Source organism: Brevundimonas naejangsanensis, from assembly GCF_003627995.1.
Lineage (GTDB): Bacteria > Pseudomonadota > Alphaproteobacteria > Caulobacterales > Caulobacteraceae > Brevundimonas > Brevundimonas naejangsanensis_B.
Window position 1 is genome coordinate 1,223,109 of the sequence record NZ_CP032707.1, and the last position, 16,475, is coordinate 1,239,583.

Consider the following 16,475-nt stretch of genomic DNA (forward strand, 5'->3'; position numbering starts at 1 on the left):
AGGCGGGGGCGGGCGGTGCGCCGCGCCCCCGCGCGATCTCAGACTTCCTCGATCGGGGCGTCGCCGACGTGCTTCTTGATCGACTCGATCGCGCGCTTGGCGCCCGACTTGTCGGAATAGCCCTCGGTCGAGAAGATGATCTCGGAGTTGTACTTGAACCGGACCCGGAACTCGCCGGCCTTGTCCTGATAGACTTCGAACTTGTGCGCCATGGTCGCCTCGCTCTGACGGCCGTAAGTCGGCCGAGGGCCAAAGGCTGCCACGGCTCCGCTCCGGGCGTAAAGGGCGTGAACTGTAAAACGGGGTAAGGGCGGATCAGGCCCGGGCCGGAATCCAGCGCCGCGCCGCCAGGGCGATGAAGCCGACCGCCAGCCCCCAGAAGGCCGAGCCGACTCCGAACAGGGCCACGCCCGAGGCCGTGGCGGCGAAGGTCAGCACCGCCGCCTCGCGGTCCCTGGCCTCACCCATCATGGCCGCCAGCGATCCCGTCAGCGGCGCGATCAGGGCCAGGCCGGTGATGGCGGCCAGCGCCCCCGTCGGCATGGCGATGAACAGGCCGGCCAGTGGCGCGGCGAACAGGGCGACGACCAGGTAGAAGAGGCCGTAGATCACCCCCACGGTCCAACGCCGCGCGGGGTCAGGATGGGCGTCCGGCCCCGTGCAGATGGCGGCGGTGATGGCGGCCAGGTTGACCCCATGCGCGCCGAAGGGGGCGAGAAGCGTGCTGGTCAGGCCGCCCCAGAAGATCAGTTTTCCGGCGGGCGGGGCGTAGCCGGCGGCCCTCAGCACCACCAGGCCCGGCAGGTTCTGCGACGCCAGCGTCACCCGATACAGGGGCAGGGCCAGGCTGACCGCCGCCTTCCAGTCGAAGGCGGGCAGGACTGGGGCCAGGCTGCCGAACAGGCCGGTCCCGGCGGGCAGGGCGACCTGGCCGCGAACCGCCAGCACGGCGACGGCGGCGACGAGAACGGCGGGCAGGGCCCAGGCGGGCGCCAGCCGCCGCATGACCAGGAAGACCAGCAGCAGGCCCGCCGCCAGGGTCAGATCGGTCGGGAACACGAGGAACAGCTTGAGGCAGAAGGGCAGCAGCACCCCCGCCAGCATGGCCGAGGCGACGGCGGCCGGAATGCGCTCGGCCAGCCGTCCCAGGGCCGGGACCAGTCCCGTCAGCACCATCATCAGCCCGGCGATGACGAAGGCGCCCACGGCGGTCGACCACCCCAGACCCAGGGTCGAGGCCGCCAGCAGGGCCGCGCCCGGCGTCGACCAGGCCAGCACCACGGGCATCTTCAGCCGCCAGCTCAGCACTGCGCCGGGCAGGCCGATGCCCAGGCACAGGGCCGTGACCATGGAGATGATCTGGGCGGGCGCAGCGCCCATGGCCTGGCCCGCCTGCACCACCAGGGCCACGGTCCCGCCGAAGCCGACGACGGTCGCCACGGCGGCGGCCGAGACGCTGGCGGGGGGAGGCAGGCGCGATGGGCTCATGCGTCCAAGCTAGGCCGGGCGGCGGCGCGTCGAAAGAAGAAAGCGCTCAAAAGCCCTCCCCCTCGATGGGGGAGGGTGGGGTGGGGGTGCGAGCAGGCGGCGTCTTGGTGAGTTCGGGAGACGTCGAGGCGTCTCAGGCGCCACTGCTTCAGCGTTGTGCCTTCACCCCCATCCCCGGCCCTTCCCCCATCGAGGGGGAAGGGAGATTTGAAAAAGGGCCGCCGGTTCGCCCGACGGCCCTCTGTCTTTGCCGAAGCCCGGTCGGGATCAGCCCTCCATGTCGTCCGGCAGGCCGACGGCGTGGAAGCCGGCGTCGACGTGAACGACTTCGCCCGTGGTCGAGCGGCCCAGGTCCGAGCACAGCCACAGGGCGGCGCCGGCGACGCCTTCCATCGAGGTCTCTTCCTTGATCAGGGAGAACTGGGCCGACTTGGAGTGCAGGCCGCGCCCGCCCGAGATGCCGGCCAGCGACAGGGTGCGCATGGCGCCCGCCGAGATGGCGTTGACGCGGATGCCCTTCGGACCGAGATCGCGCGCGATATAGCGGGTCGCGGCCTCAAGGGCGGCCTTGGCCACGCCCATGGTGTTGTAGTTGGGGATGACCCGCTCGGACCCGAGGTAGGTCAGGGTGATCATCGAGCCGCCGTTGGGCATCAGCTTGGCCGAGCGCTTGGCCACGTCGACGAAGCTGAAGGCCGAGATGTTCATGGCCAGCAGGAAGCTGTCGCGCGAGGTGTTGTCGACGAAGGAGCCCTTGAGCTCGTCCTTGTTGGCGAAGGCGATGGCGTGGACGACGAAGTCGATCGTGCCGAATTCCTTCTCCAGCTCCTCGAAGGCCTTGTCCATCGAGGCGTCGTCGGTGACGTCGGCCTGGATCAGCAGCTTGGCGCCGACGCTTTCGGCCAGCGGGCGCACGCGCCGCTCAAGGCCCTCGCCCAGATAGGTGAAGGCCAGCTCGGCACCCTGGGCGGCCAGCTGGGAGGCGATGCCCCAGGCGATGGAACTGGAGTTGGCCACCCCCATGATCAGGCCCTTCTTGCCCTTCATCAGGTCGCCGGTGGGCATGTCCCAGCCTTCGCTCGTCGCCATGGGTTCGTCTCCGTCAAATCAGATCGTTGACGCGCCTTTTGGACGCCCGCGCGGCGGGTGACAAGTGGAGCGCTGACGCTGGCGTTTGGCGATCGGGGGCCTAAGTTGGAGCCATGAGCTTCGACGTCGACAGTCCGAACGCGCAGCCGCAAGCCGTGCCGATCTTTTTCGACCGGCGCGAACTGGACCAGATGCTGCGGGTCTATGGACGGATGGTGGCCGCGGGCGAGTGGCGCGACTACGCCATGGCCGGGGCGAGGGACCACGCCGAGTTCGCCGTCTTCCGACGCCACGGCGACGCCCCCGCCTATCGCATCGAGAAACGTCCCGCCCTGCGGCTGAAGCAGGGCCAGTGGGCCGTGATCGGCGAGGGCGGCCATGTGCTGAAGCGCGGCCGGGACCTGGTCCAGGTGCTGCGGGTGTTCGACAGCCGCAAGTTCAGCGTGGTGGAGTAGGGCGGGCGGGGTCCGTCGCCCTTGGCCTCTCTGTCGTCATCCTCGGGCTTGACCCGAGGAACGAGCGACGATGCGTCCTCGACGGTTGGCGCCGCGCGCGCGGACAACCCGATCCTCGGGTCAAGCCCGAGGATGACGGCGTGGCGGGGAGGGCAGTGACGCCAAAAAGAAAAAGGCCCCGACGTCGCCGTCGGAGCCTCGTTCTTTGTGGGCCTATCGCCCTTCGGGCTGCTTGAGGCCGACGCTCAAGTCGGCCGTGACCGCGTCACGGCCATAGCGCGCTTATCAAGCCTCTACTCCCGGCTGCCGCCCATGAAGGCCAGCAGGAACTGGAACAGGTTGATGAAGTTGATGAACAGGCTCAGGGCGCCGAAGCCCGTGGCCACGCCCATGGCGTTCTGGTCGCCGCCCAGGGCGTAGTAGGTCATCTTCAGCCGCTGGGTGTCATAGGCGATCAGGCCCGAGAAGATCAGCACGCCCAGACCCGAGATGACCAGGTACATCACGCCCGACTGCAGGAACATGTTGACCAGCATGGCGATGATCAGGCCGATCACGCCCATGATCAGGAAGGTGCCCATGCCGCTCAGGTCCTTCTTGGTCGTGTAGCCGACCAGGCTGAGACCGCCGAAGGCCGCCGCCGTGACGAAGAAGGTCGAGGCCAGCGAACCGCCCGTATAGCGCAGGAACAGCACGCCCAGACCGGCGCCGATGGTGGCGACCACGGCCCAGTAGAGCATGTTCACGCCCTTGGCCGTCGGGTTCTTCATGAAGAACATGGAACCGAACAGCATGACCAGCGGCGAGAACTGGATGATCATGCCCAGCAGGGTCAGGCCGATGCGGCCGTCGGGCATGCGGGCGAACAGCAGCTGCTGCACCGCCGGGACGTTGCCGGTGACGTAGGCCAGGGCGCCCGCGACGACCAGGCCGATCGCCAGCTTGTTGTAGACGCCCAGCATGAAGGCGCGCAGGCCGGCGTCGACGGACATGTCCGCCGACTGCGGAAGCGGGCGCGCATAACCGTTGTTGAAATCGCTCATCGCGAAACAAGTCTCCCAATCGGCCGGGAAATCCCGACCTTTGGCGGAAATATCGGGACGGCGCGGCGTCCTTGCAAGAAAAACCCGTCTTCCGAAGGGGCGTTCCGCCCGCTACCAAGGGTCGCATGCTGCGCCTGTTCACCGCCATCGCCATCCCCGAGGACGTCGCCGAGACCCTGGCGCGCCGCCAGTCCGGCCTGCCCGGCGCGCGCTGGCGGCCGCTGGAGGCCCTGCACGTCACCCTGGCCTTCTATGGCGAGGCGTCCGAGCGGACGGCCGACGACCTGGCCTCGGAGCTGAGCCGGGCCGAGGGCGGGGGCGCCTTCGAGATCGTCCTGAACGGCGTCGGGGCCTTCGGCGACGCCCACCGCACCCATACGCTGTGGGCCGGGGTGGAGCGCTCGGAGCCGCTGAACGTCCTGGCCGGGCGCTGCCGCGCGGCGGGCGAGCGGGCGGGCGTCCCGCCGGAGAAGCGCGAATACCGGCCGCACGTCACCCTGGCCTACCTCAAGCCCCAGGCGAACCCGGACCGCATAGGCGCCTGGATCGCCGGGCACAACCTGTTGAAGTCGCCGCCGATCCGGGTCGACCGCTTCGGCCTCTATTCCAGCGTCCTGACCGGCGACGGCAGCGTCTATACGCTGGAGCGGGAGTATCGGCTGTGATCGAGCGTCCGACCTCGCCCTTGGGGCCCACGCTGGAGACGGAACGCCTGTTCCTTCGCCCGCCGACGCTGGAGGACTTCCCCCGTTGGGCCGAGTTCCAGGCTGACCCTGAAACGACCCGCTTCATCGGCGGGGCGCAGTCCAGGCATCAGGTGTGGCGGACCATCGCCTCGGTCGCGGGCATGTGGGCCCTGCAGGGCGAGGGCATGTTCTCGGTGATCGAGAAGACGACCGGCGACTGGATGGGCCGCATCGGCCCCTTGCACCCCTACGACTGGCCGGGCCGCGAGGTGGGCTGGAGCCTGCACCGCGACGCCATGGGCAAGGGCTATGCGGTCGAGGCGGCGGCGGCGACCATGGACTACGCCTTCGACGAGCTGGACTGGCCCGACGTCATCCACTGCATCGACCCGGACAACCGCGCCTCGGAGAAGGTGGCCGAACGGCTGGGCTCGACCAACCGCGGGCCGGGCCGGGCGCCGCCGCCCTTCCACGAAATGCCGCTCAACCTGTGGGGCCAGACGCGGGACGAGTGGCGGGTGAACCGTCTGAAACTGAGGCGGTGATCTCTCCTCCCCATGACATGGAGAGGTGGCGCGGCGGCGTAGCCGACGTGACGGAGGGGCCGCCTGGTTCCGCCGAGATAGCCCCTCCACCACTTCGTGGTCCCCCCCCCCATTGCATGGGGAGGAAAGGCGGCGCTTGCGGTTGGAACATAGGCAGAACATAAAGACCCATGGCCGCCGCCGCCCTTCATCTCGAACTGGTCTTCAGCCGTCCTGAGACGACCCTGTCCGTCACGCGCGGGGCCGCGCGGCTGATGCTGGACCTGGGCTATGCCCCCTGCTGGAGGTCGGGCTGCCCAACGGGCGACGCGCCGACGTCATGGCTTTGGGGCCCAAGGGCGACATCGTCATCTGCGAGGTGAAGTCGGGGATCGACGACTATCGCGTCGACCGCAAATGGCACGAGTACGGGCCGTTCTGCGACGCCTTCTACTTCGCCGTGGCGCCGGAGTTTCCGCAAGAAATCCTGCCGGACGAGCCGGGTCTGATCGTCGCCGACGGCTTCGGCGGGGCGGTGGTGCGCGACGCCCCCGCCACGCCCTTGGCTCCGGCGCGGCGCAAGGCGTTGACCCTGGCCTTCGCCCGGCTGGGCGCGCTCAGGACGATGCGGGACTGATCGCGAGATCGTCAGGCGCAGTCGCGCTCAAGCCGCGAGCGACCGCGTCGCGAGCATAGCGCCCCAAAATGAAGCGATAGGCGCAGCCTATCGCGGCGCGCGTTTGGCCAGGATGCGTTGCAGGGTGCGGCGGTGCATGCCCAGGCGGCGGGCGGTTTCCGAGACGTTGTGGTCGCACAGTTCATAGACGCGCTGGATATGCTCCCAGCGCACGCGGTCGGCCGACATCGGGTTTTCCGGCGGCTCGGGCGCCTCGCCGGTCGAGAGCAGGGCCTTGACCACGTCGTCGGCGTCGGCGGGCTTCTGCAGATAGTCGACGGCGCCGGCCTTGACCGCCGCGACCGCCGTGGCGATGGCGCCGTAGCCGGTCAGCATGACGATGCGGGCGTCCTCGCGCCGCTCGCGGATCATTTCGACCACCTTCAGCCCGTTGCCGTCCTCCAGCCGCATGTCCAGCACGGCGAAGGCCGGGACCGACTGGCGCAGGGCGTCGTTGGCCTCGGCCACCGAACCGGCCAGGGCGACGACGAAGCCGCGCGATTCCAGCGCACGGCCCAGGCGGGTGCGCAGGGCCTGATCGTCGTCCAGCAGCAGCAGGGACTTGTCGGTCAGGGCGGCGACTTGGGCCGCGACTTGGGCGGCAGTCTGGGTCTCGAGGTCGGACATGCGGTTCTCCTGCGGTTCAGGTCGTGCGTCGAAGACGCAGGGTCAAGAGCGAAGCCGACGACTGCGACATCAGGTTCCACCGACCTCCATCGCGGAAACCGGCGCTTCGAGGGCCTGGCGGGGCCAGCGGATGGAGACGCGCGCCCCCTTGGGCTGGCCCTTCTCGCCGTCCCCGGCGCCGACCGAGACCTTGGCCCCGCTGCGCTCCAGCAGGGTGCGGGCGATGAAGAAGCCCAGGCCCATGCCGCCCTGGCTGGGGGCGATGGGGGCGGTGACCGGCGGCGGCGGGCTGCGGCGGCCGCGCCGGGCCGGGCGCGAGGCGGCGGCGATCTGGGCCGCCAGGGCGCGGCGGGCCTTGGCCTGGGGGCGGCTGGTCACATAGGGCTCGCCCAGGCGCGGCAGGATTTCGGACGAGAAGCCGGGGCCGTCGTCGACGATGTCGATCTCGATCCAGCCGGCGTCGACGATGGCCGTCAGCCGCACCCGCTGGGCGGCGAAGTCGGCGGCGTTCTCGACCAGGGTGGACAGGCCGTGGACGATCTCGGGCAGGCGGTGGACGCGCGGCACGGGCTGGCCCGGCGGGGCCTTGACGGCGATCTCGAAGGCCAGGTCGAAGCCCCGGTGCGGATCGGTGACTTCTTCGAGCAGGGCCTTCAGGTCGATGTCGGCGAACAGGGCGTCGCCGTCCTGGGGCTGGGTCGACAGTTGCTTGAGGATGCCCCGGCAGCGCTCGGCCTGCTGCAGGATCAGGGCGGCGTCCTCGGCCGCCGGGCTGTCGGGCGCGGCGTCGCGCAGCATCTCCTTGGCCACGACCTGGATGGTGGCCAGGGGCGTGCCCAGCTCATGGGCGGCCGCCGCGGCCAGCCCGCCCAGGGCCGCCAGCCTCTGTTCGCGCTGCAGCACGTCCTGGGTGGTGGCCAGGGCCAGCTCCAGCTTGTCGGCGTCGGCCGCCACCTTCCAGGCGTAGCCCGAGGTGAACAGCACCCCCGTCACCAGGGCCAGGCCCAAGCCCAGGCGATAGAGGCCCGGCAGCTCCAGATGCTCGTGCAGGCGCCACGGCAGGGGCAGGGACCAGTAGAAGAGGAAGCCCACGGCGATCAGGGCCATGACGCCCAGGATCACCGCCTGACGCGCGGGCAGGGCCGCCGCCGCGATGGTCACGGGGGCCACCAGCAGCAGGCAGAAGGGGTTGGCCAGCCCCCCGGTCAGGGCCAGCAGGGTGGCCAGCTGCAGGATGTCGAAGCCCAGCTGGGCCGCCGTCCTCGGCCCGTCTGGCAGGCTGCCGTCGACCCGCCGCGCCCGCGCCATGGTGGCCAGGTTCATGGCGACGCTGGCCCCGATGGCGGCCAGGCAGGGGCCGAGCGGCAGGGGGAAGTGCAGGGCCAGATAGGCGGTCAGCACGGCCGAGGTCTGGCCGAGGATGGCCAGCCAGCGCAGCACGATCAGGGTGCGCAGCGACAGGCCGCGCCCGCGCCGGGGCAGGTCGGGCAGGCCGGCCAGTTCGCCGGCGGCCCCGGCGACAAGGGCTGCGGCCTGCGACAGGGAGGGGGCTTCTGTAGGGGTCACGCGTCTTCTATAGACCGGGCGACTTCCGGCTGCACGGCGTTCCGGCGCGGCCGGGCAAAGGAGACGCCATGCCCCGCCGCCCCGTGATCCTGTTCGCCGCCGCCTGCGCCGTCATCGCCCTGGCGCTGGGCCTCATCACCATGGTGGTGGTCGGGGGCCGCCAGCAGGCGGCGCAGACGGTCGACAGCGCCACCGGCCAGCCCCTGGTCGGCGGCCCCTTCACCCTGACCAACCAGGACGGCCAGGTCGTCGACGAGAAGATCTTGGAGGGCAAGTGGAGCCTGGTCTTCTTCGGCTTCACCTACTGCCCCGACTACTGCCCGACCACGCTCGGGGTGCTGAACGCGGTGCAGCAGCGCCTGGAGACCGACCTGGGCGACAAGGCCAAGGCCGTGCAGATCGTCTTCATCAGCATCGACCCCGAGCGCGATACGCCGCAGATGCTGAAGGACTACCTGTCGTCGGACGGCTTTCCCAAGGGCGTCATCGGCCTGACCGGCACGCCCGAACAGGTGGCGAAGGTCGCCAGGGAATACCGCGCCTTCTATCAGAAGGTCGGGGAGGGCGAGGGCTACACCATGAACCACGGCCTGACCGTCTATCTGATGGGGCCGGACGGCAAGTTCCGCAACGCCGTGGCCCACGACCTGGGGCCGAGCCGCACCGCCACCCTGATCGAGAACGCCATGGAGAAGGGTTGATCACCTTTCCCTGAACGGCGTGCGCGCGGTCTTTTTTGCGGCGCGGCGCCCTGTATGATCGGGGTCCGCATCGGCGGGGGCCGCAGTCGGGGTTTCATGCTCTACGCTTTCCACGAGCTCGCCTATCATTCGGCGACGCCGTTCCGGATCGGGGCGCAGATGGCGCGCCGGTTCTGGACCTCTCCGCTCAATCCGGCGTCGGACACGGCGATCGGCCGCACCGCCTATGCGACGGCCGAGGTGTTCGAGAGCCTGACGCGCCGTTACGGCAAGCCCGACTGGGGGCTGGAGACGATCACGATCGACGGCCAGCCCGTCCGCACGACCGAGCAGGTGGTCTGGTCCTCGCCCTGGTGCTGCCTGGTGCGTTTCGCCCGCCACGTCGGCGACCTGAAGCGCGCGGGCAAGCCCGCGGCGGCGCCCGCCGTGGTGATCGTGGCGCCCCTGTCGGGCCACTACGCCACCCTGCTGCGGGGCACGGTCGAGACCTTCCTGCAGGACCACGACGTCTATGTCGCGGACTGGACCAACGCGCGTCAGGTGCCGATGCTGGAGGGGCGCTTCGACTTCCACGACTACATCGACCACGTGCGCGCCATGCTGGCGGCGGTCGGGCCGCGCGCCCACGTCGTCGGAGTCTGCCAGCCCGGACCGCCGGTGCTGGCCGCCTGCGCCGTGATGGCGGCCGAGGACGATCCGAACCGCCCCGCCTCCATGACCTTCATGGGCTCGCCCATCGACGCGCGCCTGTCGCCGACGGTGACCAATCAGCTGGCCGAGGCCAAGCCCTTCACCTGGTTCCGGTCGAACATGATCCACACCGTGCCCTGGCCCTATCCGGGCGTGGGGCGGCGGGTCTATCCGGGCTTCGTCCAGCTCTACAGCTTCATGTCGATGAACGAGGACAAGCACGTCGACGCCCACCGCCGCTATTTCGAAAGCCTGGTCGAGGGCGACGGCGACGGGGTCGAGAAGCACGAGCAGTTCTACGACGAATATCTGTCGGTGCTGGACCTGACCGAGGAGTTCTATCTCCAGACCATCGACATCGTCTTCCAGCAGCATCTCTTGCCGCGCGGCCTGCTGGAGCATCGCGGCCAGACGGTCGATCTGACGGCGATCACGGACATCGGCCTGGCCACGGTCGAGGGCGAGATGGACGACATCTCCGGGGTCGGCCAGACCCAGGCGGCGCACGGCCTGACGCCCAACATCCCCGACGAGCGGCGCCTGCTCCACGTCCAGTCCAAGGTCGGCCACTACGGCGTCTTCAACGGCCGCCGCTTCCGCGAGGAGATCTATCCTCGCGTGCGCGACTTCATCGCCCAGAACGAGAGCCTGAGTGTCGTATCGGAACGGTCAACGGCTGCCGCTTGAGGGCGGGGGCGCCCTGAGGCTGTCGGTCAATCCGCGCGCGCGAAGGCTGTCGATCCGCATCGACGCCCGCGCGGGCGAGGCCGTGGCCGTGGCTCCCAGCGAGCGGCGTCTGCACGAGGTGGTGGCCTTCGCCCGCACCAAGACGGAGTGGATCGCCGACCGGCTGGCGGCGCGCGCCGAGACCCTGGCGCTCGAACCCGGCGCGGTGGTGACCTGGCTGGGCCGCCCGCTGCGGCTCGAAGCGACAGGCGGCGCCGGGGCGGCGCGCCTGGTCGAGACGGCCGAGGGGCCGGTGCTGCGCTCGGGCGGCGAGGGCGAGGCCTTCTCGCGCCGCATCGAGAACTGGTTCCGCCGCGCCGCGCGCGACTTCCTGACCGAGCGGACCGAAGTCCACCTGAAGACCCTGGGGCAGAAGCCGGTGAAGGTGTCCATCGTCGACACCCGTTCGCGCTGGGGCTCGTGCAGCCCGCACAACCGCTCGATCCGCTATTCCTGGCGGGTGATCATGGCCCCGCCCGCCGTGGCCGACTACCTGGCCGCCCACGAGGTCGCCCACCTGGTCCACGCCGACCACAGCCCGGCCTATTGGGCGGTGGTGGCGCACCTGGTCGGGGACCATCGCCCGCACCGCCGCTGGCTGCGCGAGCAAGGCGCGGCGCTGCACGCGGTGGGCGGATAGGGCGCTCAAGCAGTCGAAGGCGTTAGCGCACCCAAATCCTTCTCCCCTTGCGGGAGAAGGTGGCAGGCGAAGCCTGACGGATGAGGGGTCTCGCGATCTCAACCCGGCCCGCTGTCTCCAGCGCGGAGAAACCCCTCATCCGGCCCTGACGGGCCACCTTCTCCCGCAAGGGGAGAAGCAAGACGGCTCAGAAGAACAGGGCGTCCGGGCGGCGTTCCTGCTGGGGCGCGGGCGGCGGGGCCGGACGACCCTGCGGCGCCTGGCCGTCGATGACCACCGGCGGCGGGGCGCCGTCGTAGGGGGGGCTCTCGGCGTAGGGGTCCTGGACCTGGCCCATCAGGTCGCCGACCGGGTCCGGCGGAATCCAGCCCTCGGGCAGGGGCGGGCCGTTGGGGATGGGCTGGACGGCCAACCTGGGCAGGGCCGCCTCCATGAAGCCGCGCCAGATGGCGGCGGGCGCCGCGCCGCCGGTGACGCGGGCCATCGGCTTGTTGTCGTCCTTGCCGACCCAGACGGCGGCGACGAAGCCGCCCGTGTAGCCGACGAACCAGGCGTCCTTGTAATCCGAGGTCGTGCCGGTCTTGCCGGCGATGTCGCGCCCGCCGATCGCCGCCGCGCGGCCGCTGCCCGAGGTGATCACCCCGCGCAGCATCTGGTTCATGTAGTAGAGCGGCGGGTTGTTGATCGCCTGGCCGCCGTCGGAGGGGCCGTGCGAATAGATGACCCGGCCGGACGGGGTGCGGATGCGGCTGATGCCCCAGGCTTCGACGCGGCGGCCGCCGTTGGCGAAGGCGTCATAGGCCTGGGCCATCTCCAGCGGGCTGACCTCGACGGCGCCCAGGGCCATTGACGGCTGCAGGCCAATCTCGCTGGTGATGCCCAGGCGCCGGGCTGCGCGGGCCACGGCGTCGCGGCCGACCTGGTCGGCGACATAGGCGGCGACGGTGTTGGTCGACTGGGCCACGGCCTGGGCCAGGGTCATCTCGCCGACGAAATTGCCCGAGTAGTTGCGCGGCGACCAGCCGCCGATCGTCACGGGCTGGTCCACCACCGGGGTTTCGGGCGTGTAGCCGGCCTCGACCGCCGCCAGATAGACGAAGGGCTTCCAGGCCGAGCCGGCCTGACGGCGCGCGTCCACGGCGCGGTTGAACTGGCTGTCGCCGTAGGAGCCGCCGCCGATCATGGCGCGCACCCGGCCCTCGCCGTCCAGGGCGACCAGGGCGGCCTGCTCGACGCCCTTGCCCTTGTCGCGGTCCAGGATGCGGCGCACCGCGCGTTCGGCGTCGGTCTGCAGCGTCAGGTCCAGGGTGGTCTCGACCACCATGTCCTCGGTCGGTTCGCCGACAAGGCCGCGGATCTGCTTGTCCAGCCAGTCGATGAAGTATTGGGCGTGCTGGCTGGCCAGGGTCTTGGACACCCGCACCGGTTCGGCCACGGCGGCGTCGCGCTGGGCCGGGGTGATGGCGCCGACCTCGACCATTTCGTTCAGCACGACATTGGCGCGGGCAGCGGCGCGCTGGCTCTCGGACACCGGGGAATAGCGCGAGGGCGCCTTCAGCAGGCCGGCCAGCAGGGCGGCCTCGCCGACGGTCAGCTTGTCCGCGCTCTTGTCGAAATAGCGCTGCGAGGCGGCCTCGATGCCGTAGGCGCCGGCGCCGAAATAGACGCGGTTCAGATAGAGGGCCAGGATCTCCTTCTTGGAGAACTTCATCTCCAGCCACACGGCCAGCATCAGCTCCTGGACCTTGCGCTTCATGTTCTGATCGGGCGTCAGGAACAGGTTTTTGGCCAGCTGCTGGGTGATGGTCGAGCCGCCCTGGACCACGCGCCCGGCCTTCAGGTTGGAGGCCATGGCCCGGCTCATGCCGATCGGGTCGAAACCGGGGTGATGGTAGAAGCGGCGGTCCTCGATGGCCACGAAGGCGGCGGGGACGTAGTCGGGCAGGGCGTCGAGGTCGACCGGCGGCGCCATCTGGGTGCCGCGCACTGCGATCAGGGCGCCGGAGCGGTCCAGATAGGTGATCGAGGGCTGGCGCTCGACCTTGTACAGGCTGGAGGTGTCGGGCAGGTCGCGCGCGAAGACGGCGAAGAAGACGACGGCGAAGATCAGGCCCCAGACGGCCAGCACCGCGCCCCAGTAGAAGAGGCGCCCCATGAGGGAACGGCGCGGTTTTCCTCCGCCCTGATCGTTTCGGTCGGGTCCGCGGTCGTTGCGCGCCATGAACATCCCTTCAGCATCAGCGGCGCGAACCCTAGCCGTTCACGCCGCCGACGAAAACGCCCCCGTTTTCAGTAACGGAAGCGTGTGGACTCATTTCGCCGAAAGAAAGGCGTCCAAGGCGCCGTGGAAGGCCGTCGGCTGGTCCAGCATGATGAAGTGGGCGCTGTCGTCGATCCGCTTCAGCCTGGCGCCGGGCAGGGTCGAGAACGACATCCGATAGACGGTGTCGGTGAGGGCGTCGGTCATGCGCGCGTCGTTGAACTTGACGTAGAGGACCTCGACCGGGGCGGTGATCTTCGACAGTTCGGGGCGCAGGTCGGTGGCGATCAGTTCGCGGAAGGCGGCGGCCGAGACCTGCTGGTCGCTGGTTTCGACGTCGCGCAGGGGGCCGGCGCGCGCGGCTTCGGTGTTGATCATGCCGGTGACCGAGGCCTTGGCCTGGGCCAGGTATTGGTCGCGGGGCGCGGTCGCCTGGGCGGCATGGACCTGATCGGCGACCGGGGCGACGCTCTCGGCGGTGGTTCCGGGAGGGCCGAACATGGCCCCCATGAAGGGGATCATGTCGACGACCATCAGCTTGCCGACCAGGTCGGGATGACGCGCGGCCAGCATCATGCCCATGGTCCCGCCCATGGAGTGGCCGACGACGGCGGGCTTGTTCAGTCCCTGTTCGCGAATGTAGCGGGCGATCTCCTCGGCCACGGGGGCGGCGACGGGGCCCGTCGCATTGCCCTGGGCGGGAGCGCCCGCGAAGCCCTGAACATGGATGCGGTGGACGCGGTAGCGCCCGGCCAGGTGGTCGACCGTGCCCTGCCAGATGGCGGGCGAGGATGACAGGCCGGGGATCAGGATCAGGTCGGGCGCGCCCTCGGGCCCGTCGACGCAGACGTGCAGCCGGTCCGAGGCGAAGGCGGCGTGCTGGTGGCCGTCGGCGGCGTGGGCGGGGGTCGCGCGCCCGTCCTGGGCCTGGGCCGCCATCGGCGAAGCCAGGACGAGAAGGGCGGCGGCGAGGGCAGTGCGGTGGTTCATGTCGTGGCTCCCCGAATGACGTTTGCTGAACTAGGTGATTAACTTTAGAATGTAAAGTTCTTTTTGTGGCTCATCATCGACCCCGACGACACGCGCGACGTCTCTTGATAGAGAGGCGGAATGAAGCCAGTCGCCGCCGATCCCGTCCAGTCTCCCGTTGCCGACGCTCCCGAGGCCCAGGCCCGAGCCTCCACCGTCGGGGCGACGGCCTTCGGCAAGGGCTTCGTCACCGACGCCTGGTATTTCGTCGCCCTGGCGCGCGACGTGCCGGTCGCCAGCCTGAAGCGCCATGAGATCATGGGCGAGCCGGTGCTGATCGGCCGCACGCGCGCGGGCGAGGTCTATGGCATGCGCGACATCTGCCCCCACCGCGCTGCGCCCCTGTCGGCCGGGCGGCTGGTCGAGAAGCCGGGCGAGGGCGAGACGATCGAATGCCCCTATCACGGCTGGCGTTTCCGCCCCGACGGCGTCTGCGCGGCCATTCCGTCCCTGGTCGAGGATCAGGCCTTCGAGGCCAACCGCATCAAGGTGCGGTCCTATCCGGTGCGCGAGAGCCAGGGCATGGTCTTCGTCTGGATGGCGGCCGACGCCCGCAACCCGTCCGAGCCGGACCAGGAGCCGCCGCTGTTTCCAGGCGCGGTCGGCCAGCCGCGCCTGGTCGAGGCCATGTATTTCGACAGCCACATCGACCACGCCGTGGTCGGCCTGATGGACCCGGCCCACGGCCCCTTCGTCCACCAGCAGTGGTGGTGGCGCTCCGAACATTCGATGCATGAGAAGGCCAAGGCCTTCGCGCCCCGCGACTTCGGCTGGGCCATGGTGCGCCACGCCCCGTCGTCGAACAGCCGCCTCTACAAGATCCTGGGTGGGGCGCCGGCGACCGAGATCACCTTCCGCCTGCCCGGCTACCGCTGGGAGCACATCCAGGTCGGCGCCAAGCAGGTGCTGGCCCTGACCTGCCTGACGCCGGTGAGCGAGACTAAGACCCGCATCACCCAGATCTTCTGGTCCGACCACTGGGTGTTCGGCGTCGCCAAGCCCTTCCTGCGCATGGGCGTGGTCGCCTTCCTGAAGCAGGACGGCGGCATGGTGAACTTGCAGAACGAGGGGCTGAAATACGATCCGGCCCTGCTCTGGATCGACGACGCCGACAAACAGGCCAAATGGTATCAGCAGCTGAAGCGCGAGTGGCTGAAGAGCCGCGCCGAGGGCCGCGCCTTCGTCAATCCGATCAAGGAGACGGTGCTGCGCTGGAAGAGCTGAGTCTGAAAGACTCCTATTCCATCCGTCATTCTCGGCCTTGTGCCGAAAATCCAGAACCGCGACGGTCGGTTTAGGGCGCGGCGCTCACGCGGCCCGCCTTTGAGTGTCTGGGTCCCCGGACAAGCCCGGGGATGACGAATTGAAGCATCGGAGGCGCCTACCCCGCCTTGCGGCGCGGGGGCTTCTTCGGCGCGGCGGCCTTGGCCTTGGTCGCGCCGCCGGTGGTCTTCTTGGCGGTCGGCCGCCGGGGCGCGGCGGCCTGGCCCGTCAGGCTGGCCTTCAGCGCCGCCATCAGGTCGATGACGTTGGTGTCGTCGGGCTCGGGCGCGGCCACCAGACCCTTGCCGCCCTTCGCCTTGGCCCGGACCATCTCGCGCAGAGCCTCGTCGTAGCGGTCGTGGAAGTCGGCCGGGTCGAACGCGGCCTCCTTCTGGCCGATGATGCGGGCGGCGATGTCGACCATGTCCGGGTCGGCCGCCACGGCGGGGATGTCGTCGAAGAAGTCGCTGGCCTTCTTGACCTCGTCCTTGGCGCGCAGGGTGTAGGCCACCAGTCCCTTGCCGTGCACCTCCAGCGCCAGCTGGCGCTCCTTGCCGCGCAGGACCAACTGGCCCAGGGCGACCTTGCCGGCCGACCGCATGGCCTCGCGGATCACGGCGAAGGCCTCGACCCCCACGCCCTTCTCCGGCACGACGAAGAAGGGGGCGTCCCAGTACAGGCGGTCGATGTCGGCCTCGTCGACGAATTTGTCGATGGCGATGGTCTTGGTGCTTTCCAGCCGGACCTTCTCGAAGTCCGCCTCGTCGAACAGGACGTATTCGTCCTTGGACACCTCATAGCCCTTGACCAGGTCGGAGCGTTCGACCGGGCCGGTGTCGGGGTCGGTGGCCACCATGCGGATGCGGTTGTGGGTCTTGGGGTTGATCAGGTGGAAGCGCACGTCGCTGGCGGTCGTCGTGGCGGTGTAGAGGGCGACCGGACAGGTCACCAGCGACAGCTTCAGATGCCCCTGCCAGGTCGGTCGCGCAGCCATGATCCGCCTCCTTTCGCG

General features: G+C 69.8%; 16 protein-coding genes and 1 pseudogene. 8 read left to right on the forward strand and 9 right to left on the reverse strand.

The window, feature by feature from the left end; genetic code table 11:
• Positions 1-38: 38 nt before the first annotated feature.
• The 3 genes from D8I30_RS05750 to D8I30_RS05760 all read right to left on the reverse strand — a co-directional run bounded on the left by D8I30_RS05750 (position 39) and on the right by D8I30_RS05760 (position 2,553).
• Positions 39-212, reverse strand: coding sequence for a YegP family protein (locus tag D8I30_RS05750; protein WP_121481893.1), 174 nt, complete (start codon positions 210-212; stop codon positions 39-41).
• A gap of 103 nt (positions 213-315) precedes the next feature.
• A complete protein-coding gene (locus tag D8I30_RS05755) occupies positions 316-1,488 on the reverse strand; it encodes a benzoate/H(+) symporter BenE family transporter (RefSeq protein ID WP_121481894.1) in 1,173 nt (390 codons plus the stop codon).
• Positions 1,489-1,755: 267 nt separating this feature from the next.
• Complete coding sequence (locus D8I30_RS05760; RefSeq protein ID WP_162938918.1) at positions 1,756-2,553, reverse strand: enoyl-ACP reductase FabI; 798 nt, start codon at positions 2,551-2,553, stop codon at positions 1,756-1,758.
• 137 nt (positions 2,554-2,690) lie between these two features.
• Between D8I30_RS05760 and D8I30_RS05765 the strand changes: the two genes are divergently transcribed.
• Positions 2,691-3,032, forward strand: a complete 342-nt coding sequence (locus D8I30_RS05765; protein ID WP_121481896.1) for a DUF2794 domain-containing protein — start codon at positions 2,691-2,693, stop codon at positions 3,030-3,032.
• A 293-nt stretch (positions 3,033-3,325) separates the two neighbouring features.
• Here D8I30_RS05765 and D8I30_RS05770 read toward each other — a convergent pair whose 3' ends face one another.
• Positions 3,326-4,075 (reverse strand): Bax inhibitor-1/YccA family protein, encoded by a 750-nt coding sequence (locus D8I30_RS05770; RefSeq protein ID WP_121481897.1) that lies wholly within the window; start codon positions 4,073-4,075, stop codon positions 3,326-3,328.
• Positions 4,076-4,200: 125 nt separating this feature from the next.
• Between D8I30_RS05770 and thpR the strand changes: the two genes are divergently transcribed.
• The 3 genes and pseudogenes from thpR (at position 4,201) to mmcB (ending at position 5,922) form a co-directional block, all read left to right on the forward strand.
• Positions 4,201-4,740 carry an RNA 2',3'-cyclic phosphodiesterase gene (gene thpR / locus D8I30_RS05775; protein WP_121481898.1) on the forward strand — a complete coding sequence of 180 codons (540 nt, stop codon included), beginning with the start codon at positions 4,201-4,203 and terminating at the stop codon, positions 4,738-4,740.
• Positions 4,737-5,306 (forward strand): GNAT family N-acetyltransferase, encoded by a 570-nt coding sequence (locus D8I30_RS05780; protein ID WP_121481899.1) that lies wholly within the window; start codon positions 4,737-4,739, stop codon positions 5,304-5,306. Before thpR ends, D8I30_RS05780 begins: the two co-directional genes overlap by 4 nt.
• Before the next feature lie 170 nt (positions 5,307-5,476).
• Positions 5,477-5,922 (forward strand): annotated as a pseudogene (gene mmcB, locus D8I30_RS05785) (DNA repair putative endonuclease MmcB).
• 87 nt (positions 5,923-6,009) lie between these two features.
• Here mmcB and D8I30_RS05790 read toward each other — a convergent pair.
• On the reverse strand, positions 6,010-6,588 hold the full coding sequence (locus D8I30_RS05790) for an ActR/PrrA/RegA family redox response regulator transcription factor (protein WP_121481900.1): 579 nt from the start codon (positions 6,586-6,588) through the stop codon (positions 6,010-6,012).
• A 69-nt stretch (positions 6,589-6,657) separates the two neighbouring features.
• Entirely contained in the window at positions 6,658-8,154 is a 1,497-nt protein-coding gene (locus D8I30_RS05795; protein ID WP_240387346.1) for an ActS/PrrB/RegB family redox-sensitive histidine kinase, read from the reverse strand.
• Between the two features lie 68 nt (positions 8,155-8,222).
• Here D8I30_RS05795 and D8I30_RS05800 point away from each other — a divergent pair, with 68 nt between their 5' ends.
• The 3 genes from D8I30_RS05800 to D8I30_RS05810 all read left to right on the forward strand — a co-directional run bounded on the left by D8I30_RS05800 (position 8,223) and on the right by D8I30_RS05810 (position 10,911).
• Positions 8,223-8,855 carry an SCO family protein gene (locus D8I30_RS05800; protein ID WP_121481901.1) on the forward strand — a complete coding sequence of 211 codons (633 nt, stop codon included), beginning with the start codon at positions 8,223-8,225 and terminating at the stop codon, positions 8,853-8,855.
• A gap of 96 nt (positions 8,856-8,951) precedes the next feature.
• A complete protein-coding gene (locus tag D8I30_RS05805) occupies positions 8,952-10,232 on the forward strand; it encodes a polyhydroxyalkanoate depolymerase (protein WP_121483412.1) in 1,281 nt (426 codons plus the stop codon).
• The gene (locus D8I30_RS05810; RefSeq protein ID WP_121481902.1) at positions 10,198-10,911 is read left to right on the forward strand and encodes a M48 family metallopeptidase; all 714 of its coding nucleotides are present in this window, start codon (positions 10,198-10,200) and stop codon (positions 10,909-10,911) included. Before D8I30_RS05805 ends, D8I30_RS05810 begins: the two co-directional genes overlap by 35 nt.
• A 187-nt stretch (positions 10,912-11,098) precedes the next feature.
• Here D8I30_RS05810 and D8I30_RS05815 read toward each other — a convergent pair whose 3' ends face one another.
• Both D8I30_RS05815 and D8I30_RS05820 read right to left on the reverse strand, forming a co-directional pair.
• Positions 11,099-13,138, reverse strand: coding sequence for a transglycosylase domain-containing protein (locus D8I30_RS05815; protein ID WP_121481903.1), 2,040 nt, complete (start codon positions 13,136-13,138; stop codon positions 11,099-11,101).
• A gap of 84 nt (positions 13,139-13,222) precedes the next feature.
• A complete protein-coding gene (locus tag D8I30_RS05820; protein ID WP_121481904.1) occupies positions 13,223-14,161 on the reverse strand; it encodes an alpha/beta fold hydrolase in 939 nt (312 codons plus the stop codon).
• A gap of 120 nt (positions 14,162-14,281) precedes the next feature.
• Here D8I30_RS05820 and D8I30_RS05825 point away from each other — a divergent pair, with 120 nt between their 5' ends.
• Positions 14,282-15,424 (forward strand): aromatic ring-hydroxylating oxygenase subunit alpha, encoded by a 1,143-nt coding sequence (locus tag D8I30_RS05825; RefSeq protein ID WP_121481905.1) that lies wholly within the window; start codon positions 14,282-14,284, stop codon positions 15,422-15,424.
• Between the two features lie 157 nt (positions 15,425-15,581).
• On the opposite strand, the gene D8I30_RS05830 is transcribed toward D8I30_RS05825, so the two are convergent.
• The gene (locus D8I30_RS05830; protein ID WP_121481906.1) at positions 15,582-16,457 is read right to left on the reverse strand and encodes a Ku protein; all 876 of its coding nucleotides are present in this window, start codon (positions 16,455-16,457) and stop codon (positions 15,582-15,584) included.
• Between the last annotated feature and the right edge of the window lie 18 nt (positions 16,458-16,475).